This is a genomic window from Promicromonospora sp. AC04, assembly GCF_003058225.1.
In the GTDB taxonomy this organism is placed as follows: Bacteria; Actinomycetota; Actinomycetes; order Actinomycetales; family Cellulomonadaceae; genus Promicromonospora.
Genome location: NZ_QBUG01000019.1, coordinates 17,599 through 43,254 on the forward strand (window position 1 = coordinate 17,599; position 25,656 = coordinate 43,254).

Genomic DNA, 25,656 nt, shown 5'->3' on the forward strand with positions numbered 1-25,656 from the left:
GGATATCAGGGGGCGTTCGACGGTCTCGGGTGGTGGCTGCTCGCCGAGATGACCGCGTGCAGCCGTTCCGCGGCGTCCGTCAACGGGATGAGCTCCTGCTCGATGCGTCGGAACGGCGCCTCGCCACCCGTCGCGACGGCGTCATAGGCGGCTGACTCGCCCGAGGTGAGGTGATCGAGCCGGACGGACGACGGCCGGAGCGCGACGCCGTTCTTGTCCGTGCTGATGCCGAAGGCGGCGTACCGGTTCAGGTCGGTGCCGTCCATCAGGATGGAGTGCACCGGGCGGGCCGGCAACCCGGCGGACGGAGCCGCCATCGTGTCGCGGAAACGGTCGAGGATCGAGTAACCGTCGGTGTCCATGTCTCCCCAGTAGACGACATGCTCAGCCGTGCGGATCCACGGGATGTCCGACAGCAGGGACGCGGCGGCCTTCCCGCCGCCCTCGACCACAATCGTGTCCGGGGCGTCGGGGAACCAGAGCCGGGAGTCGCGGTTCTCCACGACGAGCACGGTTCGAGGCCGGTAGGCGAGGTCATGGACGTCGCCGGTCGTCCAGGCGTCGTGCCGCCGTCGTCCGCCGGCCAGGTATCCGGGGTCGACGTACGTGAGGTGGACGACGGCGGGGCGGGTCCGCACCTCCGAGAGGACGTCCCGACCCGTGGCTTGCCGCAGGAGCGGACCGTTCCGCTCGAGCCACTTGGTGTGCAGGCCGGGAACCCGCAGCTGCCGGGCGGTCAGCCCGCCGGCATCCGGGTTGGCGGACAGCCAAGTGACGGCCGCGACAAGCATGGTTGCGTCCGCGGGAACGAGGCCATAGGTCTTGCGCAGGAGGGCCGGGCTCAGGTCCGCCCCTGCCGCGACGAGCGACCGGGCGAGGTCGCGTGCTCGGCCGACGTCGACCACCTCGTCGCCGACGATCTGGAGGGCCGCGTCGAGGTCGTCAGCCACGAGCGCCGCAGGGAACTGGCTCCTGACGCGCTGGACCGACAGCTGCCGGTCCGCGACGCCGACGCCGTCCGGCAGGCGTGTCGCGAAGGTTCGCCAGGCCGCCGTCCACGCCGTCCAGACGTCGTAGCCGAGGCGTTCCACGGCGGCGGTGGTGGTCACGCCGGGGCGCAGCGGGACCGAGAAGGTCACGGCGTCCGTGACGCCGTGCTCGGCACAGATCGCCTCGGCCCACTTCTTGCCGGCCCGCTCCCGCAGGGCAGCAACGGCGTCCGTGGGAGGCACGAGGTGGCCGGTCATGCGCCGTCCTCGTCGGGCAGCCCGACCGTGAGGATCGCTGCCGAACGCCCGGACGTGTCCTTGAGGACGACGTAGCCGGCGTCGACGTGCGGCTCGATGCCGCTGTGCTTGTCGTTCGGCGCACCGATGATGAGCTGGAAACCGAGGCCACGCCAAGCCTTGATGGCCCGGCCGGTGAAGTGCGCGTCGGCCTTGATCAGGGCCTCGTCGAGGAAGACCGGGGCATACCGGGGACGTTCGGCGCCTGCGTCGCCGAGCTGGTAGCGCAGGGCCGCACCGACGATGAACGCGACGAGCTCCTGGGACTCGCCGCCGGACTTCTCACCGATGTGGTCGTAGACCGCCACGTGCTCGCCGGACCTGGTGAGCTTCTCCGCGCTGATCCGGACGTGGTTGCGCACGTCGACCAGATCGTGGAACTCCGGTGCGGTGCGGCGGATGCGGTCGATGACCTTGGCCATCCGGCCGTAGGCGCGTTCCCGGTCGGACTCGGTGCGGGCCTCGGCGATCGCGGAGCGCACGGCTCGCAGATCGCTGCGGAACCGTGAGCGAACGGGCGAGTTCGTGTCCCGTGGCTGGATGTGCAGCCGGTGGTGCTCGTCGGAGAAGTCCAGGCCGTCGAGGATCTCGTTCACGGGTTCGATGCGGTCGTGGATGTCGCGCACGGCCGCGGAGATGTCCGCGTCGAGCTTGGTCAGGTCCGCGCCGGAGAGCCGGAGCAGGCTGTCGCGCCAGTCGGCCTCGAGCTCGTGCAGGCCGTTGGCCTGCAGGTCCGTCAGGATCCGGTCGTAGTCGTCGTACGAGGTGATGGGGTCCGTACCGAGGTTCGGGTTGGGCCACCGCTCCTTGAAGGTCTCGAAGATCCCGCTCAGGGCCGTCCGTCCCTGACTGATCGCGTCCTGGGCCGCGCTCTGGTGCTCGCGGACCCGTTCCGTGGCGTGTTCGAGCGCCGCCTCGAAGCGGTCGACTGCCTGCTCGGGGGTGTCGTCAGGCTTCCGGTCGGCGGAGAAGAGGCCGGCGAGATAGTCGCGGTGCTCCGCGGCGACCTGGGTGTCGGTCTTCTCCGCCTCGTCGAGCGCGGCCTGGGCGGCATCGACTGCTGCGGCCGTCTTCTCCCACGCCTCGCCGAGCTCCTCGGCCCGGCGCTCGGCGACGCCTGCGTCCTTGGTCAGCCGTTCGACCTTCTTCTCCAGGTCATCGAGCTGTTCCTGCAGCTTCCCGATCTCGGGGTTGTCGCCCGTGACCTCTTCGACGATCCCGGTCCAGTGGTGCAGCTGCTCCTGGACCGCATCGACGTCGTGGTCGGCCCAGCGCAGCTCCACAAGCTTCTCGTACGCGCCCCGCTGCTTCTCGAAGGCGTCGAGACCCGAGGTGGCCGCCTCGAGCTCCCCATCGGCGGTGGCGCACCGCGTGCGGGCAGCGGCGACGTCGTTCTCGAGCTCCCTGATCCGCCGGGCGCCCGTGAACCCGAGGACGTTGTTGACGCCCTGCCCGCCGTGGGCGCCGCGTCCGCGGTCCGACGTCTGTCCCTGGATCGTGACGGCCTTGTCGTGCAGGCCGAACTGGGTCGGCGTGTCGATGCAGACGTAGCCGAAGCGCTTGGCGAGCTCCTTCTTGAGCCATCCGGTGAACGGCGTCCGCTTGTAGTCGAGGCGGGCGGGCAGCGTCCGGTCGGTGAGTACGACGTCGTCGCGCAGCCCCGTCGGGACGCCGTCGAACTGGATGCGCCGGGCCGTCGGGACGGCGTTGATCGCGGTGCGGAACTGCTTGAGGTGCGCGGTGTCGATCAGCATCCGGGTGGCGAAGCCGCCGAGTGCCAGGTTGAAGGCGTCGCGCCATGGCTCGAACTCGGTCCGTACCTCGATCAGCTCGCCGACGAACGGCAGGTCACCCGGCGCGAGGCCGGCCGCCTCGGCGAGCGCCGCGCGGGCGCGGTGCAGTGCCTCAGGGATGCAGTCCTTGCGGGTCCTGGCGGCCGTGAGCTCGTCCCCGGCCGCTTCGAGCGCGGCCGAGGCGGCCTTCTGCTCTGCCATGGCTTCGCTGAACCGGGCCCGTGCGGCGGCCCGGGCGTCGGTGTCGTTCAGCGCACGCTGAGCCTGTTCGACGACGGCGTCGAAAGCCGGCGCGTCCACCGCGGTGGCACCGACCACCTCGAGCAGCGCGTCGAGCCGACGGCGGGCGGCCTTGACCGGCTCGACCTCGGCGGTGAGCCTGCTGACCTCCGCCATCGCGCGCTTGAGCCGGTCACCGCCGGCGGCGCTCAACAGGTCGCGGGTGACCTCACGTTCCAGCTTGGCGGACGTCACCGTGGTGCCGAGCTCGGCGGCCTCCTTCTGCGCCCTGGTGTGCCGTCGTTGCAGGTCGGACTCCGACGCCCGCAACAGCTGGAGGCGCTGCTCGGCCAGCCAGAGCGCCGCGGGCGAGCTCGGGTCGGTGAACCGTCCGACGGCGTCGACGAGCGCGAGACGGTCGATGCCGGCGTCGATGGCAGCGCGGCGCTCGCGGATCGGCTGCAGCGCCTTGACCTGCTGCCGGGCGGTGACCATGCGGTCGCGGATGGCGGACAGCTCGTCGAACTGCTGGACCGCGCCGTCGGCGGTGGCGAAGGTGGTGGGTTCCTCCAGGACCATCGTCTTGTAGAGGGCGTCCACCGTGGTGATCTGCTGGCCCGCCTGGATGCGGCCGAGCAGGCCAACCGCCTTGTGCCCGTCGCCGCCGGCGCCGATCCCCAGCGCGGTGTGCAGCCGGGCGGTGTAGTCACGGTCCGTGTCGAAGCACTTCAGCCCCGTCTTCTCCACGGCTCGTTTGTCGAACCGGTGCGGGGCAGCCGCTTCGAGGGCGGTCAGGTCGTAGGCACCCTCCCGGGTGGCCCGCACCGCCACCACGTTCTCCAACGACCGGGCCGACGACGGGACGTACCAGGCGCGGACCGCGGTGAACGTCGCGCCTGCCTGGTCGACCCACGTCATCGCGATCGCCGACCAGGTGTCCGACTTCTCTCCGCGGAGGACGCGGACCTTGGTCTCGCCGTCGACGCGCTTCTCGTCGAGCTTGCCCCGGGCGTAGGAGAGGATGTTGCGCTGCTCCTTGCCCCGCGGCTTGCCGGTGACGCCGCCGTTCGACGCCCCGTTGAACGGGGTGGTGTGCGGCATGATCAGCGCGATGTACGAGTCCATCAGCGTGGACTTGCCCGACCCGGAACCACCGCTGAACAGCGTCGCCCCGGGGGAGAGGCGCACATGGTGACGGCCGTGGTACCCGCCCCAGTTGACGAGCTGCAGATCGCGGGCGACCCACTGCTGACCGCTCGATCTTTCCGGGACGAGCCCCCAGAGCGTCTCGATCATGCTCACGACCGGTCGTCCTCCTCGTCCATGTCCGTCTCTATGTTCTCGGCGGCCGTGGTCGCCAGGCCCTGGGCCACGGCTTCGCCTGCCCTCGATCGCCCCTCGGCGAGCCAGCGAGTCAGCTCGGTCAGTCGGGAGTTGTCGAGCACGACCTCCACCAGCGGCGTGATCCGATAACGGCCCGTCGACTCCTCGTCGATCAGCCCCTCGGACGCCAGCCGGCCGACGGCGTCCCGGACCTCCTTCTGCGGGCGCGAGAGGTTGTTGTCGGAGAGGTCGAAGTACGTCAGGACACCCTCCTCGATCTCCTCCAGGTCCACCCGCGCCGTCGTCTCGCCCGAGATCGCCTCGTGCTGGTAGACCGACCGCAGGTGCACCAGCACCAGTGTCTCGACCCTGTTGTACGGCTCGTCGCGCAGCAGGATCGGCACGTCGATCTCACCGGACCTGACCTGCTGCTTGTACGCGATGCCCCGGTCGTGATCCACGACGAGACGCACGAACAGGTCGTGCAGCCGCGACTCGATCATCGACTGGTTCTCCAGCAGCACACGCCAGTGGGCGCGGTTCTTCTCCGCGGTCAGGAACCTCCGCTGCAGCAGCCGCACCAGCACCCGGCGCACCTCCGGGTCCAGCGTGCCGCGGTCGCCGGCGAAGAGCTCGGCCTCGTCGTCCTCCATCGCGACGGGATCGATGAACCCGGTCTCGTCGTCGACCCCCGCTTCCTCGTCGATCGTGATGTCGATCCCAGCCTCACTCATCCGGTGTCTCGTCCCTGACCTCGTCGTTGCCGTTCAGTACCACGCCCTCGAAGGCGAACCGCCGTCGCGTGCCGTCCGGTCGCACGGCCTCGACGGCCACCACGTCGCCGGTCTCGACCATGCCGTGCCGGTGCGCGATCTCCAGCAGCCCGAGCAGGTCCACCGGCCGCCGGAGCTCCTCCGGCGCGGCACGGAACACCTCGGCGACGTCGGCGCTCCCGTCGTCATCCACGAGACCCGCCAGGTGCGCCTCGAGCTCGGCATAGTGCGGACCGCCCCAGGCCCGCGAGTCGTCATCGGGCACCTCGCCCATCTCCCACTCCTCCAGGGCCTCCGGGGGAGCGGGCGGGCGCAGATCGTCCGTCTTCTGCCGCAGATGCGCGACGTCGGCCACGGGCAGCCGGCGCATCGGCTCGACCGCCTGCTTGTGCCGCGACGTCGGCATCCACCGCTGGAACCCGGACATGACGTCGCGCAGCAGAGCGTCGACCTCCTGATCGCGCAGCGGGTCGTGGTTGCGGACCTGCGTGGCGATCACGTGCGACGCCCGCTGCTGTGCCTCCAGCACGTCACGGACACCCTGCTCGATCCGCCGCGAGATGTCCTGCAGCTCACGCCGCTGGACGGCCGGCAGCGTGCGGGCGAACGGATGCCGCTGGATCGTGCGCAGGTTCCCAGCCAGCTGATCGATGTGCTCGGCGCGGCCGATCAGTGCCAGCGCTCCCGAGAAAGCACGGCCCTCGCGGGTGGACTCCATGAGGTCCCGGCCCCGGTCCATGTACTCACGCAAGACCTCACCCGTGGGCCGCACATCCTGCCGCAGATCCGTGATCACATCACGCTGCACCTGCCGGATCGACTCGACCACCCGCGCGAAGTCCGCCGGCAGCTCCCGCGCCAGGTGCAGGACGTTCTCCGCCTCCTCCAGCAGCTGATCCTCCCCGACCGGCTCGACCACCTTCGTGCTCTCCAGCCGCTTCAACGCCGCCTGGCGCTCGCGGATCTCGGCGTCCAGCCGCGCGATGTGGGTCATCAGGTCGGGGTCGGCATCCTGGGCGAGCTGCTCGACGGCGTCCAGCAGCGTCCGCACCCGCGACTCCGAGACCCGGGTGCGGGTTCCTCCGACGCGCCCTGCGACCTCCAGCGCGCCGACGCCGTGCGCGGAGAGCTGGTAGGCCTCGGCGCCGTCGTGCACGTGGCGCTTGAGCCAGCCTGATTGCACCCACCCCCGACACAGGTCGCGTGCGATCCCCACCGGCAGCGGTGCTGCGCCCTCGTCGCCGTACCCGGCCGATCGCAGCCGGGCGAGGGCCGCATCGATCTCCGCGTGGGCCTCGGACACCGGGACCTGCGGACGCTGTGCGGTGAACACCATCGCGAGCATCGTCACGACGAACGGCGCGTACCTCCCGTGGAGCAGGTCGAGCATCGGGTTCTTGAAGGCGTTGAGCGCACCCTGGTACGCCCCCTCCACAGTGGATGTGGTCATCGCCGACCAGAGTACGTGCGGAGTCCGACAGGCTCGCTGACTTGGGTGCCAGTCCGGCGGTCGTGATGCTCCGTTCCGGTTGTGAACATCCTCGTCGGTCTGCTTGGGTCGGAGGTCATGGGCAGGTGGATCGAGGTCGCGGACGGCGCGCTGGTGCGGCGGTACCAGGAGCTGGACCTGTCGGTCGGGCTCGTGGTGGGCGGCGAGTCGTGTCTGGTCGTGGACACGGGCGGAGACGCCGGGCAGGGCGCGGAGCTCGCCGCCGCCGTGCGCGACGTGACGCCGCTGCCGTGGCAGGTGGTGCTGACCCACTCCCACTTCGACCACAGCTTCGGCACCAAGGCCTTCGGCCCCTGCGCGGTGTGGGCGCACCGGCGCTGCCACGCCGACCTGCTGGCCACCGGCGAGCAGCAACGCGAGAACTGGGCGCGGCACTACCGCGAACGCGGTGAGGTGGAGGTCGGCGACCGCATCGCTGCCGTGCGCCTGGTCCTGCCCGACCACCTGGTCGACGGCCGCGCGGAGCTGGATCTCGGTGGCCGCCGCGTGGAGCTGCGGCACTTCGGGCCCGCGCACTCCGACCACGACCTGGTCGTGCATGTCCCGGACGCGGGCGCGGTGTTCGCTGGCGACCTCGTGGAGCAGGGCGCGCCGCCGCAGTTCGGCGACGCCTTCCCACAGGGCTGGCCGGCCGCGCTGGACGGCGTCCTCGCGCTGGACGCGCCGATCGTGCTGCCCGGCCACGGCGACCCGGTGGACCGCGACTTCGTCCGAGGCCAGCGGGCGGAGCTGGCGTTGGTCGCCGAGCTGTGCCGGGAGGTCGCCGCCGGGACGCTCGACGCGGAGCAGGCCGTGGCGCGTTCGCCGTACCCGGAGGAGTTCACGTTGGCCGCGCTCTCGCGCTGACCTCCGCCCTGCGTCGGACGTGGAGCGATCCGAGGCTGAAGTCGGGGTATCGGCTCGCGCCGACCATGGTGCGCTGACAGCGCCTACGGCTCGGCCGGCGAAGCGCGGATGTGTTGCCTGGACCGGGTGATCGCTTCCGTTACTGGGCGTAGGGCCGGAAGACCTGATCAGTGTGCATGAAGATGTCCGAGAAGAATCGGCTGGTGACGTCGCCGCGGAGGACGCCCAGGAGGAAGTCGGTGGTGGACATGTCGAACCGTTCCCACTCTGTTCCGTCACCGTTCTCGATGTAGATCGGATAAGCCGCCGAAGGGCTGTCGGCGTCGACACGCCAGAACAGCCTCTCTCCGTGACCGGTGCTTGCCCAGGCGATCAGCCGCGCATCGTCGGGCAGGTCGGCCGGGCGGAACTCGGGGTCCTCCTCCCAGAAGAACAAGAGATCCTCGAAGACGCCGTTCGACTCCATGAGGTCACGAAACTTGACTGAGTCACCCGGTGAATAGAGCCGCAGGTCGTTGAACCAGAGTCCTGCTCCTCCTGCGTTGACGAGCTCGCGGTAATCCGTGGGCAGCCTCATCCCGAGGTGCTCTTCAGCCTGCTCCCAGTCGAACGGCTGCGGTGCGGCTGTCAGGTGTGCGGCCTCGATCAGGCTTTGTACGCTCATTCTCAGTCCCTCGTCCCGAAACGGAACCCATGCTCGTGCTTGAGTAGGACGTCAGCCTGGTGATGCCGGTCCGCCTGCGCCACCGATCCCCGGACAGAACTCACTCGCGCAGCGCGTGGACCTCGTCAGGAGTCATGTTCGGCCGAGGCTGACGATGTCGCTTGCCCAGTTCAGGACGACGATGGTGGTGGGCGACCGCTCGAGCGATGCTCGAACGAGATGGTCGTGGTTGAGCCTTGTCCCTCCTTCGGTACTGCTACCAGGAGATCAGGCCTGCGCGTCATGCTCGCGCAGGCGAAGCACGTCGGAAACCGACATCTGCTGTCGCAGCGAGACGACCTCATTTGCCCAGTCGGTGATGACAAGCTGGCCGTCTGTGATCGGGACCTGGGTCGTGATCCAGGCGACGAACTCCGCCGTGAGCTCGTCATCGCCCTCGACGCCAAGCCCGCCGCCAGGGGGTAACACATCGACAAAGACGATCTTCCCCTGGGCTTCGATCTTCAGGCGGGCCAGCTCGCCCGTCGCTCGGTCGGGCGAGCTCGGCCATGTGGCCTGCGGCCAGGCCTGACGGGCGACCTCGGCCAGGCGCTCTGCATCGAAGGGGGTACTGCCGTCAATCGTTGCGATCATGACGTCGGCCATTGTCACTCCACCTCGCTCGTGATTCGAACATAACCGCGCAGTCCCAGGTCCCTCATCCGTCCTTCGATGAACTCGCCGGCCGATCGACTGTTCGTGGTGATCTCGACGACGCCCCCGCCATTCATGACCTGGTCCGCGGCGTGCTGCAAGCGTTGAAGCGTCCGGTCAATCTTGGTCACGGCCATATCGTAAAGACGCGGGTCCAATGTTCGGGGGTCATGCCACGTCGACGCGGAAGCGACGTGTTTGTAGTCGCCGACGGCCCCGTACTGGGAGGTGAAGCCATCGGGATGCACCTCGATGTCTTTGTCAGGGACGGAGATAACACGTTCGTTGTCCCCGTAGACGGCGATCTGACCATCACGTGCTGGGCCGTCTGCCCCCTTGACGGCCGTCGACGGATACGACTCGTAAAGAGCTGCCGCGGCAGCATCATCCGCGGCCGACAGCGCCGGCTGCGTCGTACCGTCCGCCAGCGGGACGGGCTTGCGGGCGAGGAGATGCTCGAGGTTGATCGCGCCGGCCTCGTCCGCCAGGCCTGCTCTTGTGAAGGCATGCCTTCGCGTCGCCAGCCACGCCGCGGGATCGGCGACCAGGTCGTCCGCGGTAGTGCGCAGGATCCGTCCGGTGGCGGCGCCGGCGAAGTTGCCGGGCGCGAACGTCAGGGCGACGCCGAGGGTGTCAGCGGCGAGCTGGGCGGGTGTCGCCGTGGCGAAGTAGTCGCGGGTGGCCTGGCGGGGGTTGCGGGTGAAGGTGGCGATGCCCGCTGAGTGGTCCAGTCCCCAGGTCAGGACGCCGGAGATACCGATCCCGAGCATGAGGGAACCACCGGACAGGACGACCAGGGCGGCGATCCCGGCGCCGATCGCGAGCTGGACCAGGAGCGGCTGGTCGTGCCACCAGTCGGCCAGGGCGTCCAAGACTCCGGCCAGCCACTCGCTGGCACTGGGGCTGGCGCTGGGGAACTCGAAGTCCGGGCTCAGGGACGGGAAATCGTCCGGGTCGAACGTCGGGAAGCCGCTCGGGAGGTCGTCCGGGCTGATCGACGGGAAGTCGCTGGGCAGGCTCGTGGGTAGGTCCGTCGGCATCTGCGTGGGCAGGTCCAGCGGCGGGACCGTCGGGAAGTCCGACGGCAGTTCGGTCGGCACGTCCGTCGGGAGATCGGACGGCGCCTCCGTGGGCCCGGTCCCGGGCAGCTGGTACATGTCGTTGGTGGAGGTGCCGATCTCGCGGGCTGTTGCGGGAGCGACGGCGAGTGCGAGCCAGCCCAGCGCGCCCAGGACGGCGACGGCGGCCAGGCGTCGCGCCCAGGGGTGGATTCGTGCGGAGGCGTGGTCGTAGGCCAGCTCGCGCAGGGCCCGCTGCCCCGAGACCAGGGCGGCGCCGCGGGCAGCGGCGGCCCGTCGCGGTTCGGGCTGGGCCTCGGGTATGTCGGGTCGGCGTCGTGCGTGCCCCGCGATGGCTTGTGCGAGGTCGCGTGCTACCACCCAGACCAGGCCGGTGACGGCGCCGAGCACAGCGCGGACGACGGTGGGCGCCCCGGCCACCGGTCGGGTGACCCAGCCGGGTGCGGGCTGTCCGGTGAGGTTGGCGGCGGGTCGGGGGGCCAGTCGTGCGGCGTCGACCAGCAGGCACACGACCACGAGCGCAAGGAAGACGCCGATGCGTCCGTGTCCGTGGCCCAGGAGTGACCAGGGCACGCGGAGCCACCATGGGATGGTCGTGGAGTCGGGGTCGAGCCACGCGGGGGTGTCGCCGTCGCCGGGCAGGGCGCTGAACAGGTCCAGGCCGGCGTTGTACATCGCGTGGTCGGCGATCGCGGACCACAGCATTGCTGCCGGCAGCAGGCCGAGGGCGAGTCCGGTCAGGCGGCGTCGGGCCTGCCAGGCCGCGAGTGCGAGGCCGAACAGGCCGGTGACCAGCGCGGTCATGATGGCGTGCCCGCCGAACTCCGCGACCGTCGTCGGCGCCAGGGACCAGGTGTCGTCGGCGCCCATCGGTGTGGGGATCGGGATCAGGCCGAAGGAGACGTATCCGGGCGGTAGGACGCCGTCGGGTGTGAGGCCGAGCATGGACGCGATGCCGGCGTTGCCCGTGGCTATGGCGGTGCGGCGCGCGGCTTCTTCGACGGCGAGGAACGCGGTGCCAGAGGCGAGGCCGAGTAGGAGCCAGTCCGCCGTGGCGAACCGGGCGGCGCGGCGCGGGGCGAGCAAGGCCAGCAGCACGACTGGGACGAGCTTGCCCGTCTCCTCGACGATTCCCGCGATCGCGACCTGCGCGCCGGTCTCCGAGACGGCGATGAGGTCGATCTGCGCTACTTGGCCCGCCATGACGGTGGTCAGGATGCCGATCGTGACCGACCACGGCACGCAGAGCGTGAAGAAGCGCAGGAACCCGGACCAGGTCAGGGTCTTGGTGCGGGCCAGGGCGAACCACGCCACCACTACCCACAGGCAGCCGAGGTAGGCGCGCATGCCCAGACGCAGTTCGGGCAGGAACAGCCACAGACCGGCCAGCCACACCAGCGACCCGGCCAGGAGCACGGTGCGAGCCACGGCCCACGCGCGGGCGAGGCGAGGATGCGCCGTCAGCCAGCGTGACCGCCGCTCGGCGAGGTGCTGCCACCACTCCCGAGGCGCCTGCGAGGGCGCTGCACCTGTGGCAGGGGGTGAAGTCCGCTCAACCGGTGCCGTTGTCATCCCCGCGCCCCCCGCACCCGCCCCGACGATTCGGGCAAACGGTACGGGCGGTACATGGCGGCGAGCAAGGAATCAGCCGTCACCCGCTGGGCATGCCTCGGGGCGCGCGGTTGGACCGCGGGGGCCCCATGGCCAGACCGCTGAGGCGCGACAGGCAGTTACACGTTCGCGAAAGCGCGTCGTACGCTCGGCCGGGTGACCGTCATGATCCGCGAAGCCGTCCCGGCCGACCTGCCCGAGATCCTGCGCCTCGTCCAAGCGCTCGCCGACTACGAGAATGAGCCCGACGCCGTTGAGGCCACGGTCGACGACTTCGCCCGTGCCCTGTTCCCCGAGGGCGGCACGCCGACGACGCATGCGCTGATCGCCGAGCACGACGGCGCCGTCGTCGGCATGGCCGTGTGGTTCGTGACGTTCTCCACCTGGACGGGCCGCAACGGGATCTGGCTGGAGGACCTCTTCGTTGACCCGGCGCACCGGGGTGCCGGCGCGGGCAAGGCCCTGCTCACGCGCCTCGCCCAGATCTGTGTCGAGCGGGGCTGGACCCGCCTGGAGTGGGCGGTCCTGACCTGGAACGAGCCGGCCATCGCGTTCTACGACACCCTCGGCTCGACCCCGATGAACGAATGGCAGACCCGGCGCCTGCACGGCGAGACGCTGCGATCCCTCGGGACCGCCTGACCTGACTTCATGCACTTCCGGGCCGACATGGCTGTGGGCGCGGAAAGGCGGAGCGCGTTCGAGGGAGCGCGTCGTCCGCAGCCACGTTGTCAGCGCTCCACAGTGTGGGGCTCGGCGACGACCTGAACATCGTCGACGTAGAGAATGCGGCCGGGGTCGTACGTGCGGATCTCGCGCCAGCCGACGTCGTATCGGTCGAGCAGGTCGAGGTAGCCGCGGGTCACGTCGAGCAGGCGGTGAGCATCGATGCGGAAGAAGGCGCGGGCGCCGGGATGCCGGTCGCGGTCGTAGACGCTTGAGTCCACGGATGCTGGATCGGGGTAGGCGTCGTTCATGAGGTCGTTGTGGGTGCGCCACCATGCCCAGTCCTCTGGCGTTAGTCGCCGGGAGTGGGCGAGCCCGTTGGCCAGCGCGAACACGCCCGGAAAGGTCCCGCGTCGAGTCGGCTCGGTGGCCTCGTAGCGGACGTACTCCATGAGCGGATGCAGTTCGTCGAGCCGGTCCGTGACGTAGGCCCAGTCGTCGCCGGGGATCGCGCTGAGCTCGTGGTATCGCGAGCCGAGTACGAAGTCGTTCAGGAACGTGGCCAGGTCGTCGCTGAGGCGGCGATACGCGGTGCCGTCAGGCCAATGGCCACCGGGCTCGCCGTCGACGAGCCAGACGGATCCGTCGTCCTCGTTCAGGACAAGCAGGTCGACGTCGTGCACGTCGCCGACGACGTACCACGTTCCTGGCGGTGGGTGCTGTCCTGGGGAGAAGCCTGCGAAAGGGTCCCAGTCCGGCAGCCACGGTCCGTCGTTCAGCCGCACGACGCCGAGAACGAAGCCGCCGGCGACTCGGAGTACCTCGGCATGGTCCGGGTGAGTGGCAGGGGTTGGCTCCGCAGCCGGCGTTCCGACCTGGTGATTCATCGCCAGCTCCGCGTCGCGGTCCAGCAGGTGGCGGAGCTGGATGAGTCGGTGGGCGACGGTGACGGGTAGCGGCACGGTGTGAGCGTAGTCAGGCGCTGCCGTTCGCCGGCGAGTCATGAGGTCGGGGCCAACCGGCGCACTGACGATGACGAGGAGGATTCGCTCGGTCGTTGCCGACAAGGACTGCAGGTGGCCGCTGCCGGCCATCTTCACCGGCTCCGGTGCGCCACCAGCTCATTTCCCCTGGGACAAGCCATCCAGGAGGAGTTGTGCATTCTTTCTTACGTGGTCAACGGGGTCGCTATCGCGCAGATCGGTGACGAGTTCGATGAGACCTGCATATGGGAAGTAGCCCGTCGCGATGATCAAGGACTGGCGAACTCCTGTATCGGGATCACCCGCGACGTTTCGGAATTCCTGCGTGACCTGCTCACCATCTGCTTCGTCTGCGGCGAGTGCCGCTGCGTAGATGCAGATCAGCTTCTCGTTCCCGACACTCGTTCCGCGCAGCTCGGTCAAGGCTTCCGGTGTGGACCAGAGCTCGCAGTCCTCCCGGATGTGCTGTGCCACGTCGTTGCTGCCGGGCCCGTGCACCCGCAGGTAGCGAGTGCCGATCGGCCGGTCGTCGACCTGGTGAATCTCGGTCTTGCGATCGAGTGTGACCCACACGTCGATGTAGGCCCCAGCCTCGTGCTTCTGCACCTGCTTCAGAATCCAGCCACGTTGCATGGACACAAAATCGACGTCGTCCGACGTGAAGCCGGACTTGAGGACAAACCGCTTGACGAAATCCGTCATTCTATTGGGCCCTCGGCCTTGACCGTGACGATCACGCGGGCGCCGTGGGGGACCTCGATGGTCGCGGTCAGGGGTGCGTGCCAGGAGCCGAATGCGTCGGTCTCGACGTCGAGGCCGTGCTCCGTGATCTGCCAGGCGGTCTTGGCGCGGGCGACTACTACGACGTCGTGCCCTGCTTGCTGGAGCATCGCGGCGACGAGGCCGCCGATGGCTCCGGGACCGATGACGGCGATGGGGGTGTCGGTCATGGGGCTAATGGTAGGCAGGCGGGTTTGTTGACCAGACTGGTGAGGACAAGCTTCGGACGAGGTTCATCCAGGAAGCATGGGTCGGGGTGAATTGCCGTCATTGAGGGCACAATGTTGCGAGTTCACCGTTACGGTCGGCTTACGGCCTCGCTTGCGCAGCCAGGTCCCGAATGATGCCCAACCCGCTGTCGGCATTTCGATTGCGGCAGGGCTCGAACGGAAGAGCGGCTCCCATGGCGGACGAGCGTCGAGCGATCGAAGATCCGATGTGGATCGACTACTCCTCCATGCCGGTGCCACCGCTGAAGTTCCTCATGCAGCCGCAACACCGCCCTAGCGGAGTCGTCGAGAAGCTCGCGCCAAGCGTCACGGCCTGCCACACGCCATGGTTCACAGAGGTCGCCATCGAGGTGACGGGCGTGCCTGGAGTGGCCGCTGCGGTCGTCTACGTCATCCCGAAGGACGACGAGACAAGCCTGTTGGCTGCAAGCATCGACCAGACCTTCGACGTCCTGTTCAAGCTCATGTCCGGGGCCGACTACGGCGACAAGGTGACGAAGCTCGTGGCTCAGCACTGGCCCGAGACCTACGCCATGCTCGTGCACAGCCAGAAGGGGACGCCGGGTCACCGCGTCTTGGCCAACGTGCACGCGGTCGGAAAGGTGCAGTGGATCGTGGCCGACGAGCTGCGGGGTGCGCAGCGGGAGGGGATCGGCCCCCAACAAGCCGAGGCGCTCATCCTGGCGGCGCTGCAGACAGTCATTCGGGCGACGAACTTCTACCTCGACCTTCCGGGCGTCCTGGACGTCCTCGGCGGTCCCGACCGGACGTCGCGTCGCCTCAAGGCAATGTCGACCCTGTTCACATCGGGGGCGAGTCTCGGCTCGGGGGTGATGGACGGCGTCCGAGTGGACGAGCTGCTCGACCTCGCCAAGGGCGTCCGCGAGTTTGTCGGCGGACTGATCGCCCTCAAGGATTGACCACAGCAGTGAAAGCGGAGGCACACCATGTCGGCATTGACGTTCGACGCTGTTCCGCACGTCCTCGATGATGACGAGATTCCCTTCGTGCTGGGATTCGCCCCTGACCCGCGACCGTCTCTCGAGATCGACGGCGTCCAGTACCGCCGGGCCAGCGATCGATGCCTCATCGACTACGACTTGGCTCCACTGCGGCTCCGCGCCCTGCTGCTGCACCTGGACGACGGCAACGTGTACCTCATGGCCAATGCGGGCCCGCTGTTCAACGAATGGTGGCCCTTGTTGCAGGGCGATCTCGACAACCCGCTGCGACCGTACCTTTCCGCAGGCGCAGCTCGAAAACCGGTGACGATGAGCATCGCCGCCGGGTCCGTCAATGTGACCGTGACGCAGCCCAGCCCCGAGTTGAATATGACGGTGCTCGTCGTGGGCATTGGACCTGGAATGACCGATGCCCACCTGTTGCTGAGCGCTGGCCTCGCACTTCCGGTGATCAAGGCCGCTCTGTCGACCCTCGTGGAATACCGTTCCCTGGTTGGCGACATCCCCGACGTCGACATCCAGACCGGCGAGACCACCCTCGCGCTCGACGACATGTTGACGTATGCAGCTCACGCAGCCGATGCGATCGGCTGGGACCGCAAACATTGAGGCAACCGCCGATCTCGACGCTTCGCAACTGACCCGTTCGGACTGGCTACGACCGAGGAGAGCTTGCCAGCGGGAGTTGGCCACCGGGAGCTTTCCGCGCTGCTGAACTTCCTGGCTCCGGAAGTTCTCCGGCTTGTGGTGGTGTCTGCGCAGGTCGACGCGTGGTTTGCGGCGGCCGTCGAATGTTCCTGGCGCGGTGGGTGAACCGGTGATGCTGCGCGTCGAGACTGTGTCGTGCCCGCCAGGAGAGCCCTGGCTGGTACGGCGAACAGGGGGACGGCGGCTGTGGCCATGACACTGAACGCCGCCGAAGGGTGATAAGACAGGTGCCGATGGGCACACTGCCGGCCAAGGACACCATGACCCCGAGACCTCTTGCCGTCGGCTATGTCAGCGCCCAGGACGCCATCGTCAGCGCTCGTCAGCGCGCTGCCCTCCAGGCGCATGCCGTCCAGGAGGGCCTCGGGCTCGCGTCCATGGTCGAGGATCCGCACGACTTGATGACGTTGAGCGAGCTGCTCGCGCTGACCGAACAACACGGCGCGGTCCGGGTGCTCCTGGCCGCAGGGACGGCGATGGCGGCACGACGCCGGTCGGTCAACGATGTGCTGTCCCGGATCGGCGCCGCGTGCACCGTCGTCGCCGACCCTGGGCCGCGGCCGGGGCCCCAGATGGTCGCTCTCGACATCGACGGCACCCTGGTGCCCGAGGGTACGACCGACGTCGCCCAGGTGACGGCCGACGCTGTCCGGGACGTCCTGGCTGCCGGTCACCACGTGGTGCTGGCTTCAGGCCGGTCGCTGGTCGGCATCCTGCCCATCGCGGAACGGCTCGGCTTGTCCGGCGGTTGGCTGGTCGCGTCCAACGGCGCCGTCACCGCCCGCCTGGACCCTGAGGCCCGGGACGGGTTCACGGTGACGGATGCGCAGACGTTCGACGTCGAGCCGGTCGCCCGCCTGGCTCGCGACCTGATGCCCGATGTCGAGCTCGCGGTCGAGGAGACCGGGTGGGGCTACCGGGTCACGCGGAGGGCCCCGGACGGCGACGTCAACGGTCAGCAGCACCTGGTCGCGTTCGACGGCTTGTGGTCGGTGCCCGCGTCTCGGGTGATCCTGCGCGCGCCGGGTGTGGTCGCGACCCTGTTGGAGCCGGTGCGGGCGCTCGGAGTGACGGCGACCCCGGCCGGCCCGGACTGGATTGACGTGACGCCCTTGGGCCTGTCGAAGGCCAGTGCCCTGGAAGCCGTTCGTCAGCGGCTTGGGGTGGGCGAGGCTCGGACGGTCGCGGTCGGCGACGGCGTCAACGACCTGCAGATGCTGGCCTGGGCTGCACACTCGGTAGCCATGGGCCAGGCACCGACTTCGGTCCGCGAGGCTGCGGATGAGGTAACCGGGACGATCGCGCAGAACGGCGTCGTACCCGTCCTGCGTGCCTTGCTTCGCCGGGACCTATCCGGGGCTTAGGCCTTGGCGCTGCCCTCGAGCGCGAGGCCGGCGCCCAGGCCAACCATGGCGACTCCGCCGGTGACGCTCAGGTGGTCGAGCCGCTTCGGGTTGCGGGAGAACCACGTGCGGGCCTGGCTGGCGATCAACGTCACGATCGAGTCCTGGCCGAGGGCCAGCGCGCCGAACAGCAGTCCGAGGAACAGGAGCTGCGGCGTCGCGGGTGCGGCGTCGTTCATGAACTGCGGGAGGAAGGCCGCGAAGAACACGATGGTCTTCGGGTTGGTCACGCCGACGGTGAAACCGGCCGAGACCGCGCGCCATGGACCTGCCGGACGTGCCTTGTCGGGTGCGGCCATCGCGAGCCGGGCGTCGGCGCGGTGCCGGATCGCCTGGATCCCGAGGTAGATCACGTATCCCGCGCCGACGAGCTTGAGCACGGTGTAGGCGGTGGCGGATGCCTCGACCAGCGCACCCAGACCGATCGCTACGCAGGCCACCTGGACGAGCAGGCCCAGCGCGTTGCCGGTCACCGACAGGAGCGCGTCCCGGCGTCCGACCGTCAGCGCCCGGCCGATCGCGAAGAGGACGCTGGGTCCGGGCAGAGCGATGAAGATGACGGACGCCGCGAGGAAGGCGACGAGCTGGGTGGCGGTGGGCATGACGTCATCGTAGCGATCGGCTTATTGGCGGTCGTTGGTATTTGCTGGGGTCGGAGGGGGCGGCGGGCCAACGTGGCCTGCGTGCCAGAATGACGCGCATGCTTTCGCCTGCCGTGATGACGGACGCCCTGACTCTCTGGGACTTCCACCAGATCGATGACGAGCCCCGGGCGACGGACGTCGGCATCGGTCTCGGCAGTCACGACATCGGCGTGGCAGAGCACACCGCTGAGCTGTTCCACCAGGGCCGGTTCCCGTTGATCGTGTTTACCGGCGCGAACGCACCCACCACTATCGGCGTGTTCCCGCGTGGCGAGGCTGTTCACTTCACGGAGCGCGCAGAAGAGCTGGGCGTCCCGCGCGGTGCACTGCTGATCGAGCCTAAGGCCACGAACACGAGCGAGAACTTCACGTTCACCCGCGAGATGCTCGAGCGCGATGGCATCCCCGTCGCCTCGGCGACGATCGTCAGCCGGCCGTACCAGCAGCGCCGCGCGTACGCGACTGTGCGGAAGGTTTGGCCTGAACTGGATGTAGTGTGCTCCGCGCGCCGTCAGGAACTGGGCGACTACATCGCGAGCATCGGTGACGAGTCGCGAGTCCTGAACATGCTCGTTGGGGACACGCAACGTCTCTGGGTCTACGCCGACGCTGGCTTCGCCATCCCGGTCGATGTCCCCGAAGAAGTCCGGGCCGCGTACGACCGCCTCGTCGCCGAGGGCTACACGAGCCGCCTGGTGAGGCAGTAGAGGGCGGTCACGCCAGGACGCCGACCACGTGTGGGCGAGCCGGGTCAGCTCGACCCCGGGGCGTAGGGCAGCGGTCTCGACCAGAGGGTTCACGACGTACCTGGTGGTGTGGTGGTGACGAACCTGGGGCAGTCCCACACGAGAACCCACGGGCGTTGTCGCGACGAGCACCTCAGCGCGCGTCCAGGTACCTGCCGCTACGCGTTATCCGCCCCTCCTCGACGGCACTTGCGATGACACCAAGGAGTCGCTCTCGGACCTTGACGGCGACTCGGCTGACCCCGAACTCGCGCGCGGTCTCGCGCAGAGCGTCTTCCTCAGTGATGCCATGGGCGCTGCGGACGACATGCACGAGCGCGTTGCGCAGTTCCTGGTACGGGATTTCGGCGAGCTCGCGTTGACCTCCGGGTTCGGGCACGCGGTAGCCCGTGACCTCTTTGGGCCGAGTGTTCTCGGGCCAGGCGACGAGATCGCCGTTGGCTGCGACGACGACCATGCCGCGTGGGATCGCCTGACGGAGGTGTTCCTTGCGCGTGCTGTGCAGCTTGGCCAGGCCAAACCTACTCGCTACCGTCTTGAGCAGGCGGTCCACGACGACAGGACCCTCTGCCCCCACGACGTCTCGGATCTGTTGGCGGATCAGCTCTCGGGCTTGGGCACCGGTCGCGTCCAATATGTCCCGGGAGAGTCGGGGTGTGGCGTCGGCAGGCTGGAACCGTGTTACACCCTCGGGGAGCCGAGTCTCACCGCCTAGCGCAGGAGCGGTGGGGGATGCGGCCTGGTGCGCCTGGAGCAGCACCCGGCCTGCTGCGTTATCAATTGCCTGTGTGGCTGAGGACAGGACGTCGTCGATGGTCTGGACCACGGCGGTTGCCGCTGCGACGGCAGCTGCACCGAGAGCTCGACGGTCGGTTCGCGGCGGAGGGTCCTGGGCGGCCTTCGCAGCGTCGAGTACCTGGGCAACGACGGCGTCGGGTTCGCGGAGCCAGGTCGGCAACCAGACCCGCTCGACTCGTGACCAGCCCATCTGGTCGGTCAGCACGGACCGAGGTAGCCCGTCGCGGTCACCGACGCTGGTCCGCTGTGCCCAGACGGGGCCGTCGAGCAGGATCGCGACCCAGGGACGGTCCTCGACGCGGACGGCCAGGTCGACCGTGAAGTCCGACAGCCCAATACTTGTGCGGACCTCAAGCCCGGCTTCGCGCAGCGCCCGCTCGATCTCGGCGAGATGCCAGTCGCGTGCTGTCGGCCGCTGCAGCCCTGCCCGTTCCGCGCCGTGCTGAGCCAGGAGGAGGTAGTCCTTGAGGTCGGCGAGGCCCTGTGAGCCCGACGTCGACAGGTCCAGCTCGTGCGGGTCGAAAGACGCGAAGATCGTCACATGCTCTTTGGCGCGGGTCACGGCCACGTTCAGGCGCTTCTCGCCGCCGGTCCTGCTGAGCGGGCCCCAGTTGAGTGGAACCCGTCCGCGGCTGTCCTTGGCGAAGGCCAGCGTGAACAGGATGACGTCGCGTTCATCGCCTTGGACGTTCTCGAGGTTCTTGACGAACAAGGGTTCGTTGGCACGGGACAACGCCGCCTCGATTGCGGCTGAGGTCACACGCAGCGACTCCAGCAGGTCGAGGATCAGGTCACGTTGCTGGGTGTTGAAGGTCACCACACCGATCGTGCGGTCAGGATCCTCGGTCAGAAGCGCCGAGATCTCCTCAACGACGGCGGTCACCTCGGCGCGGTTCACACGAGCCGCGCCGCGTCCGCCGCCCTCCCACTGGCCCTCGACCCCGCGCAGATCGATCGCGGCACCGCCGGTGCGCCCGGGCGGCGTTGGGAAGCTGGAGAGCCTGCCCTCGTAGTAGGTCTTGTTCGAGAAGGCGATGAGCATCTCGTCGCGTGAACGGTAGTGCCAGGACAGCAGCAGCCGCGGCAGTCGCGATTCGACGCCCTCGGTGAGGATCGACTCCAGGTCGCGCGGCACCAGCCGTGCCTCGGCATCGTCGGCGTCTTCATCGTCACCGGCAGACGAGGCGAAGGTCGAGCTCGGCGGCATCTGCTGCGAGTCGCCGACGATGACCACCGACCGACCGCGTCCCATCGCGCCGACTGCTTCCGGGACACGAATCTGCGACGCCTCGTCGAATACGACTACGTCGAAATCCACGGCGGTCGGCGGCAGGAATCTGGCCACCGAGCTGGGGCTCATCAGGAAGCAGGGGGTGACCTGCGTGATGATCGGCCCGAACTGGTCCAGCAGCTGCCGGATCGAGAGGCCGCCCCGCCGGCGAGAGAGCTGGGCGCCGAGGTCGGCGACCTTGCCGCGGGGCTGGCTGACGTCGATCGTGCGGGCGGCCGCGATGCGTGCGGGCAGCTCGGTGAGCAGTCGTCCCCGCGCGTCCTCGCCGGTGGCGACGAAGCGTTCGATGAGCCGCGCTCGTTCGGCATCGTCGAATGCCTCGAGCCCGGTCGTCTCCAGGCGTTCGGTCAGGATCGCGCGTGCGACCCCGAGGCGAACGGCGTTTTCGGTGTCGGTGCTGCTGAGGCTGCCGTCGCGTACCCGCCCCGCTACGTCGGCGAGGCCGAGATCGGTGAGCCGCTCGACAGCGCCGCGTACAGCCAGCCACCGCTGCAGGCGCACTAACGAGTTCCCGCTCGCGTCAGACTGCCAGTCGCCCAGGCTCTCGGCCGTCGCGGTACCGCGCGGGCGGCCGTCGCACCAGTACGCCAGGTCGTCCGGCGTTGTGCCGAGTGCCGTCAGGTAGGAGCTCCACGCGGCGCCCAGCTCGTGCACGACGGAGCCCGGAGTGATCTGGTCAGCCGAGTGGGTGTCGCGGATCTTGTCGTAGGTGGCGTCGATGACCTCATGCGTGGCCTCGTGGTCCGGTCGGCCTCTGCCCAGGGTCGCCCACAGCGCATTGGCGTCTTCCAGAGCGGTGATCGCGCGCTCCACGACGTGCATGTGGGTCGGGTCGAGCGGGTTCCACTGGTACGGAAGATCGACGCCGGGCAGGCTCCGGACGAAGTCAGTGAGCCGGTTCAGCTCGCCGCGCACCAAGGCGAGCTGCTGCAGCGCGGCCGAGAGTTGCTTGAGCGGCAACGACGCCTCGCCGCCGGGCAGCACGGCGGCGAGGTCTGTGATGATCGCGCGGCGGCGCTTCTTCTTGCCGAACAGCTTGCTGTCGGCCTCGGTAGCGCGCTGCGTGAAGGTGTCCAGGCCGAGGGCTACAGCCTGCGGGGCGAACGGTGCAAGACGCGGTCCGCACGCCGTCCGGAATGCCTCGATCGCAGTGCGGACCTCCTGGGCCTTCGTGTGCCAGTGTGGGGTGACGATCTCACGGGCTTCCGAGGCGGACCGGCCAACGCCCGCACGCAGGGACTCCATCCAGCGAGCCACAGCATGGAACTCCTCGGGCGTCTGCGCCCGGTCAGTCAGGTTGCGAACGGGGCCCACCGTGGCGTGGTCGGCCGAAACGAGCCGCTCCAGGGCTGCTGCGACGCCCGGCCGGTCAAGGTGCGCGGGGTCGATGGGACCGGCTAGACGCCACGGCGACCGCGCGGGCGCGGCGCCTAGCCGGCCCAGCGCTCCGCCCAAGTCCTGCGCGGCGTCGTACACGTCCGCAACAGGCGTCACACCCTGTGCGACGGCGCGCGGGACAAGGGATGGCTCAACGCCGCCGGCCGTGGCGCTCAGCTCTAGGATGACCTGCCGGGCCTCCCAGGCGGAGACGTCCACCGGACCGGGCTCGTGCAGCAGCCGCGGGTAATTGGACAGCGAGTCGACCAGGTTGCGGTACTGCGCCCTGGCGGTCTCCCAGCTCGACGACGACTCGGTGCGTGCCTCCATCGCGGTGCGGATCTGCTGGCGGACGGCCTGGACCGTCTGGGTCTTGCCGTGCACGTCCAGGCTGAACGTACCGAGTCCGACCTGGTCCAGGCGTCGCTTCACGACATCGAGCGCAGCCTGCTTCTCGGCAACGAACAGCACCTTCTTGCCTTCGGCGAGCAGGTGCGCGATGAGGTTGGTGATCGTCTGTGACTTGCCGGTGCCCGGTGGGCCTTCAAGGATGAACGACTTGCCGGCCGCTGCCCAGCGGATCGCCTCGATTTGCGAACCGTCGGCGGGAATCGGCAGGTACGCCTTAGCTTCGGCCGCCGGGTCGGGCAGGGGTGGTGCGACGTCGTCGAGGAACGGTTGCCCCGGGGTCTCCACCATGTGCCGCACGGCTGGGCGCTCGAGGAATGACGGCCAACCGTCCACGAGGTCGCGCCACATGTCGAGGGTCGAGAACTGGACCAGCGTGAGGTGAGCAGTCTCCTCCACGTGGAAGTCGACCAGGCCCTTGCGCAGCAGCGCGGAACGCACGGCGGCGAGCGCGCCCTCGACGTCGATCCCCGACTCGTCCTGACCTGGGTCGGTGAGCTCGGGTACGGTCACGCCCCAGGAAACTCGCAACTTCTCGACGAGGCAGTAGTTCGGCTCGACCTGTCGCGTCTCGTCGAGAGCAAGCGTGAACGTTGTCAGCCCCCGCCCCCCGACGAGTTTCACCGGGACGAGGAAGAGCGGCGCAATGCCCTCCTTACCGCGCTCCGACCATTCGAGTGTGCCGATCGTGAGGTAGAGGCTGTCGGTGCCGGTCTCCTCCAGTGTGGTCTTCGCCTTGCGCGCCAGGGTGCGGAGCTTGCGGTGGTACTCCAGCCTGCTGGTCGCTGTGAAGAGCCGGTTCTCCTCGATCAGGATCCGCCGCAGGGCGTCGGCGTCGACGTCGGCAGCCGTGCGCGCGCCCTGGGCTCGGAGGAGGTCAGCCAGCTCGTCGTGCGGCACGAGGGCGAGCCGGTTCCCTTGTGCGACGACGTCCTCCAGTTGGGCCAGTGTGTCGGTCGGCACGTGCACCGGGATCGACGAGGACTTCTTCAGCTTGAGCAATGGGTTCCGGTAGGTCATGTCGAGCAGCGAGCGCTGCCACCGGTCCACCCTTGGCGGGACCGTGGTGGAGGTGCGTTGGTCGTCGGCCTCGCCGGACGGCGTGCGGCGCGCGTGAACGACCGGCGCCTCCTTGATGACCTCGATCACCCGTTGTCCACCCTCGAACCGGAGGTTGGGCAGTGGCTTGACGATGCGGTGAGCTGCGTGGACGTCCAGCAGATACTCGATCTCCTGGAGACCTGTGGTGCGCCACCGGCGGGCGTGGCCACGTGCCGCGTCGAAACTGACAGGCTCGTCGCCGGCGCACACCGCTGTCGTCTCGACCACCTCGAGGATGTCGGAATCCATGATAGTGGCGATCGCTCCGGGCTGTGTGACGCCGACGTCCGGGAGCTGAGCGTCCTCGGTGAGATACCCGGCGAAGGCATGGTTCTGCGTCACCACTATGACCGGGTGCAGGCCGGCGGCCTCTAGCACGGCCGCATAGAGGACGGACAGGTCCAGGCAGGTGCCGTACCGGTCGTCAAGCACCTGACCATGGCTACGAATGCGTTGGCCGGTCCCTTCGAAGCTGGGTGGCGCTTGGACGTACCGGATCTCGGCCGCGACCAGGGCGTCATAGAGCGCTTCGGCGATCTGGTGCACCCGCTCCGGACCGGTCTGGTAACCGTCCAGCGCGGGGGTGCCGACGCGTTCGGTGAGCAGCCCGCTGGCGGTGTCCAGGATCCTCTGGACCGTGGGGTCGTTCGGGCGCACGAATGCCGCCAGCGTCTCGTGCAGGCTCCGCGCCCACCACTCGTCGATGGTCAGGAGCCGGACCGTCGTGCTGTCGGAGAACGTCAGCGCCGCCGTCTCGGCGGTCAGATGTACATCGGTCGGGACCGACTCGTCGAATACGACGAACGGCGTGCTGGTCAGCCGCCAGGCGAGCCGGCTGGTGGGGACCTCGACCCGTGCGCCTGGCGCGACGTCACCGACCTCCACGACCAGTGGAGCCGCCAATGGGGAGTCCGGGAGCGGGCTCTCGATCGAGAACGTGAGCCGCAGGTCGCGCGCGGTTTCGGGGCCGCGATTGTGCAGCACGGCCTTGGCGACTGGGGAGATCCCGTTGTGGACCAGTGCATAGTTGATCGCTTCGCGGACGCCGACCACGACGTCGAGATCACCCAAACGCGCGGTGAGCAGCCGTAAGCCAGGGAGTTCGGTGTCGAGCATCAGTCGAGTGCCCTGCACCTTCCTAGTGACAGTCGTGCTGGGCTCGGCCGATCGAGGTTTCGTCGGAGCCGCGTAGGAAGAGACTGCTGCTGGTTCGGATCGGGCCGCTGACGCAGTTGCTCGCAACGATGTGATCGACTCCAGCGCGTCGTCGAGATCCAGCGACTCGGCCAGCAAGGCCATCGTGTCGAGGGCACGGTCGGCATCACGGTCGCTGATCGACTGCGTGTGCGCGGCACGGTTCGACGCCTGGATCAGCTCGTCGACCCACGCGCGCTGCGTGGTGTCCACCTCGGTGAACACTGCCCGCTCGTAACGGAGGATCCGCAGCAGCACTCGCGGGTCCTTCGGGTTCACTGTGTAGGTGTGCCCGCGCCGGGCCGTCTCCTTGGCCTCGTACAACGCGCCCCACGGCTTGCCGTGCGCGGCGGCGGTCATCCGCCGGTCCACCAGACCCGTGAGCGCGGTGCCGAGCTCGTCCATCCCGCGGATCTGGCGTTCCTTGGCCGTCAGGTCTGTCACGACGTTTCCTTCATTCGGCTCAGTAGTGAGTTCGGGCGTAGGGCACACTCGTCAATCTAGACAGGCCACGGCACGGCCGCAGGCGCGCCGGTGGGTGAGATCGAGGTTGAAGGGGTTAAACATC

The 25,656-nt window shown here is 68.8% G+C and carries 17 protein-coding genes and 1 pseudogene; 6 read left to right on the plus strand and 12 right to left on the minus strand.

Annotated elements, in window-relative coordinates; all coding sequences use genetic code 11:
* Nucleotides 1-5: 5 nt before the first annotated feature.
* The 4 genes from C8K30_RS29885 to C8K30_RS29900 are packed head-to-tail and all read right to left on the minus strand — an operon-like array spanning nt 6 to nt 6,844.
* On the minus strand, nt 6-1,247 hold the full coding sequence (locus tag C8K30_RS29885) for a DUF3322 and DUF2220 domain-containing protein (RefSeq protein ID WP_108496548.1): 1,242 nt from the start codon (nt 1,245-1,247) through the stop codon (nt 6-8).
* Complete coding sequence (locus C8K30_RS29890) at nt 1,244-4,594, minus strand: ATP-binding protein (RefSeq protein WP_369941767.1); 3,351 nt, start codon at nt 4,592-4,594, stop codon at nt 1,244-1,246. Before C8K30_RS29890 ends, C8K30_RS29885 begins: the two co-directional genes overlap by 4 nt.
* A gap of 2 nt (nt 4,595-4,596) precedes the next feature.
* Nucleotides 4,597-5,355 (minus strand): DUF4194 domain-containing protein, encoded by a 759-nt coding sequence (locus C8K30_RS29895; protein WP_108496550.1) that lies wholly within the window; start codon nt 5,353-5,355, stop codon nt 4,597-4,599.
* Entirely contained in the window at nt 5,348-6,844 is a 1,497-nt protein-coding gene (locus tag C8K30_RS29900; protein ID WP_108496551.1) for a DUF3375 domain-containing protein, read from the minus strand. The genes C8K30_RS29895 and C8K30_RS29900 overlap by 8 nt, the downstream gene beginning before the upstream one ends.
* 81 nt (nt 6,845-6,925) lie before the next feature.
* Between C8K30_RS29900 and C8K30_RS29905 the strand changes: the two genes are divergently transcribed.
* The gene (locus tag C8K30_RS29905) at nt 6,926-7,750 is read left to right on the plus strand and encodes an MBL fold metallo-hydrolase (RefSeq protein ID WP_233257572.1); all 825 of its coding nucleotides are present in this window, start codon (nt 6,926-6,928) and stop codon (nt 7,748-7,750) included.
* Between the two features lie 139 nt (nt 7,751-7,889).
* Here the strand turns inward: C8K30_RS29905 and C8K30_RS29910 are convergent, their stop codons facing one another.
* The 3 genes from C8K30_RS29910 to C8K30_RS29920 form a co-directional block, all read right to left on the minus strand.
* Nucleotides 7,890-8,414, minus strand: a complete 525-nt coding sequence (locus C8K30_RS29910; RefSeq protein ID WP_108496552.1) for an SMI1/KNR4 family protein — start codon at nt 8,412-8,414, stop codon at nt 7,890-7,892.
* Between the two features lie 267 nt (nt 8,415-8,681).
* Nucleotides 8,682-9,059, minus strand: a complete 378-nt coding sequence (locus tag C8K30_RS29915; RefSeq protein WP_108496553.1) for a hypothetical protein — start codon at nt 9,057-9,059, stop codon at nt 8,682-8,684.
* Nucleotides 9,060-9,061: 2 nt separating this feature from the next.
* Nucleotides 9,062-11,614, minus strand: a complete 2,553-nt coding sequence (locus C8K30_RS29920; protein ID WP_158281175.1) for a PrsW family glutamic-type intramembrane protease — start codon at nt 11,612-11,614, stop codon at nt 9,062-9,064.
* A gap of 327 nt (nt 11,615-11,941) precedes the next feature.
* On the opposite strand from C8K30_RS29920, the pseudogene C8K30_RS29925 reads away from it, so the two are divergent.
* A pseudogene (locus C8K30_RS29925) lies at nt 11,942-12,439 on the plus strand (N-acetyltransferase family protein); the annotation flags it as partial.
* 89 nt (nt 12,440-12,528) lie between these two features.
* Here C8K30_RS29925 and C8K30_RS31575 read toward each other — a convergent pair.
* The 3 genes from C8K30_RS31575 to C8K30_RS29940 form a co-directional block, all read right to left on the minus strand.
* Entirely contained in the window at nt 12,529-13,425 is an 897-nt protein-coding gene (locus C8K30_RS31575; protein ID WP_233257573.1) for a hypothetical protein, read from the minus strand.
* Nucleotides 13,426-13,584: 159 nt separating this feature from the next.
* Entirely contained in the window at nt 13,585-14,148 is a 564-nt protein-coding gene (locus tag C8K30_RS29935; protein WP_108496556.1) for a HEAT repeat domain-containing protein, read from the minus strand.
* Entirely contained in the window at nt 14,145-14,396 is a 252-nt protein-coding gene (locus C8K30_RS29940; protein ID WP_108496557.1) for a ketopantoate reductase family protein, read from the minus strand. Before C8K30_RS29940 ends, C8K30_RS29935 begins: the two co-directional genes overlap by 4 nt.
* Nucleotides 14,397-14,629: 233 nt before the next feature.
* On the opposite strand from C8K30_RS29940, the gene C8K30_RS29945 reads away from it, so the two are divergent.
* The 3 genes from C8K30_RS29945 to C8K30_RS29955 all read left to right on the plus strand — a co-directional run bounded on the left by C8K30_RS29945 (nt 14,630) and on the right by C8K30_RS29955 (nt 17,490).
* Nucleotides 14,630-15,376 (plus strand): hypothetical protein, encoded by a 747-nt coding sequence (locus C8K30_RS29945; protein ID WP_108496558.1) that lies wholly within the window; start codon nt 14,630-14,632, stop codon nt 15,374-15,376.
* Nucleotides 15,377-15,403: 27 nt separating this feature from the next.
* Nucleotides 15,404-16,027 (plus strand): hypothetical protein, encoded by a 624-nt coding sequence (locus C8K30_RS29950; RefSeq protein ID WP_108496559.1) that lies wholly within the window; start codon nt 15,404-15,406, stop codon nt 16,025-16,027.
* A gap of 332 nt (nt 16,028-16,359) precedes the next feature.
* The gene (locus tag C8K30_RS29955; RefSeq protein WP_233257574.1) at nt 16,360-17,490 is read left to right on the plus strand and encodes an HAD family hydrolase; all 1,131 of its coding nucleotides are present in this window, start codon (nt 16,360-16,362) and stop codon (nt 17,488-17,490) included.
* Here the strand turns inward: C8K30_RS29955 and C8K30_RS29960 are convergent.
* Nucleotides 17,487-18,131, minus strand: coding sequence for a LysE family translocator (locus C8K30_RS29960; RefSeq protein WP_108496560.1), 645 nt, complete (start codon nt 18,129-18,131; stop codon nt 17,487-17,489). The two genes, C8K30_RS29955 and C8K30_RS29960, sit on opposite strands and share 4 nt — an antisense overlap.
* A gap of 98 nt (nt 18,132-18,229) precedes the next feature.
* Here C8K30_RS29960 and C8K30_RS29965 point away from each other — a divergent pair, with 98 nt between their 5' ends.
* Nucleotides 18,230-18,880, plus strand: a complete 651-nt coding sequence (locus tag C8K30_RS29965; RefSeq protein WP_233257575.1) for a YdcF family protein — start codon at nt 18,230-18,232, stop codon at nt 18,878-18,880.
* A 172-nt stretch (nt 18,881-19,052) separates the two neighbouring features.
* On the opposite strand, the gene C8K30_RS29970 is transcribed toward C8K30_RS29965, so the two are convergent.
* Nucleotides 19,053-25,532 carry a DUF4011 domain-containing protein gene (locus tag C8K30_RS29970; protein ID WP_108496562.1) on the minus strand — a complete coding sequence of 2,160 codons (6,480 nt, stop codon included), beginning with the start codon at nt 25,530-25,532 and terminating at the stop codon, nt 19,053-19,055.
* Nucleotides 25,533-25,656: the final 124 nt, after the last annotated feature.

What these genes read in the sequence shown, in the direction of transcription:
- C8K30_RS29965 (WP_233257575.1), top strand. Translation starts at nt 18,230, where the DNA reads ATGCTTTCGCCTGCCGTGATGACGGACGCCCTGACTCTCTGGGACTTC.
- C8K30_RS29915 (WP_108496553.1), bottom strand. Translation starts at nt 9,059, where the DNA reads ATGGCCGACGTCATGATCGCAACGATTGACGGCAGTACCCCCTTCGAT.
- C8K30_RS29910 (WP_108496552.1), bottom strand. Translation starts at nt 8,414, where the DNA reads ATGAGCGTACAAAGCCTGATCGAGGCCGCACACCTGACAGCCGCACCG.
- C8K30_RS29940 (WP_108496557.1), bottom strand. Translation starts at nt 14,396, where the DNA reads ATGACCGACACCCCCATCGCCGTCATCGGTCCCGGAGCCATCGGCGGC.
- C8K30_RS29900 (WP_108496551.1), bottom strand. Translation starts at nt 6,844, where the DNA reads ATGACCACATCCACTGTGGAGGGGGCGTACCAGGGTGCGCTCAACGCC.
- C8K30_RS29885 (WP_108496548.1), bottom strand. Translation starts at nt 1,247, where the DNA reads ATGACCGGCCACCTCGTGCCTCCCACGGACGCCGTTGCTGCCCTGCGG.
- C8K30_RS29890 (WP_369941767.1), bottom strand. Translation starts at nt 4,594, where the DNA reads ATGATCGAGACGCTCTGGGGGCTCGTCCCGGAAAGATCGAGCGGTCAG.
- C8K30_RS29950 (WP_108496559.1), top strand. Translation starts at nt 15,404, where the DNA reads ATGTCGGCATTGACGTTCGACGCTGTTCCGCACGTCCTCGATGATGAC.
- C8K30_RS29945 (WP_108496558.1), top strand. Translation starts at nt 14,630, where the DNA reads ATGGCGGACGAGCGTCGAGCGATCGAAGATCCGATGTGGATCGACTAC.
- C8K30_RS29960 (WP_108496560.1), bottom strand. Translation starts at nt 18,131, where the DNA reads ATGCCCACCGCCACCCAGCTCGTCGCCTTCCTCGCGGCGTCCGTCATC.
- C8K30_RS29935 (WP_108496556.1), bottom strand. Translation starts at nt 14,148, where the DNA reads ATGACGGATTTCGTCAAGCGGTTTGTCCTCAAGTCCGGCTTCACGTCG.
- C8K30_RS29895 (WP_108496550.1), bottom strand. Translation starts at nt 5,355, where the DNA reads ATGAGTGAGGCTGGGATCGACATCACGATCGACGAGGAAGCGGGGGTC.
- C8K30_RS29955 (WP_233257574.1), top strand. Translation starts at nt 16,360, where the DNA reads ATGGGCACACTGCCGGCCAAGGACACCATGACCCCGAGACCTCTTGCC.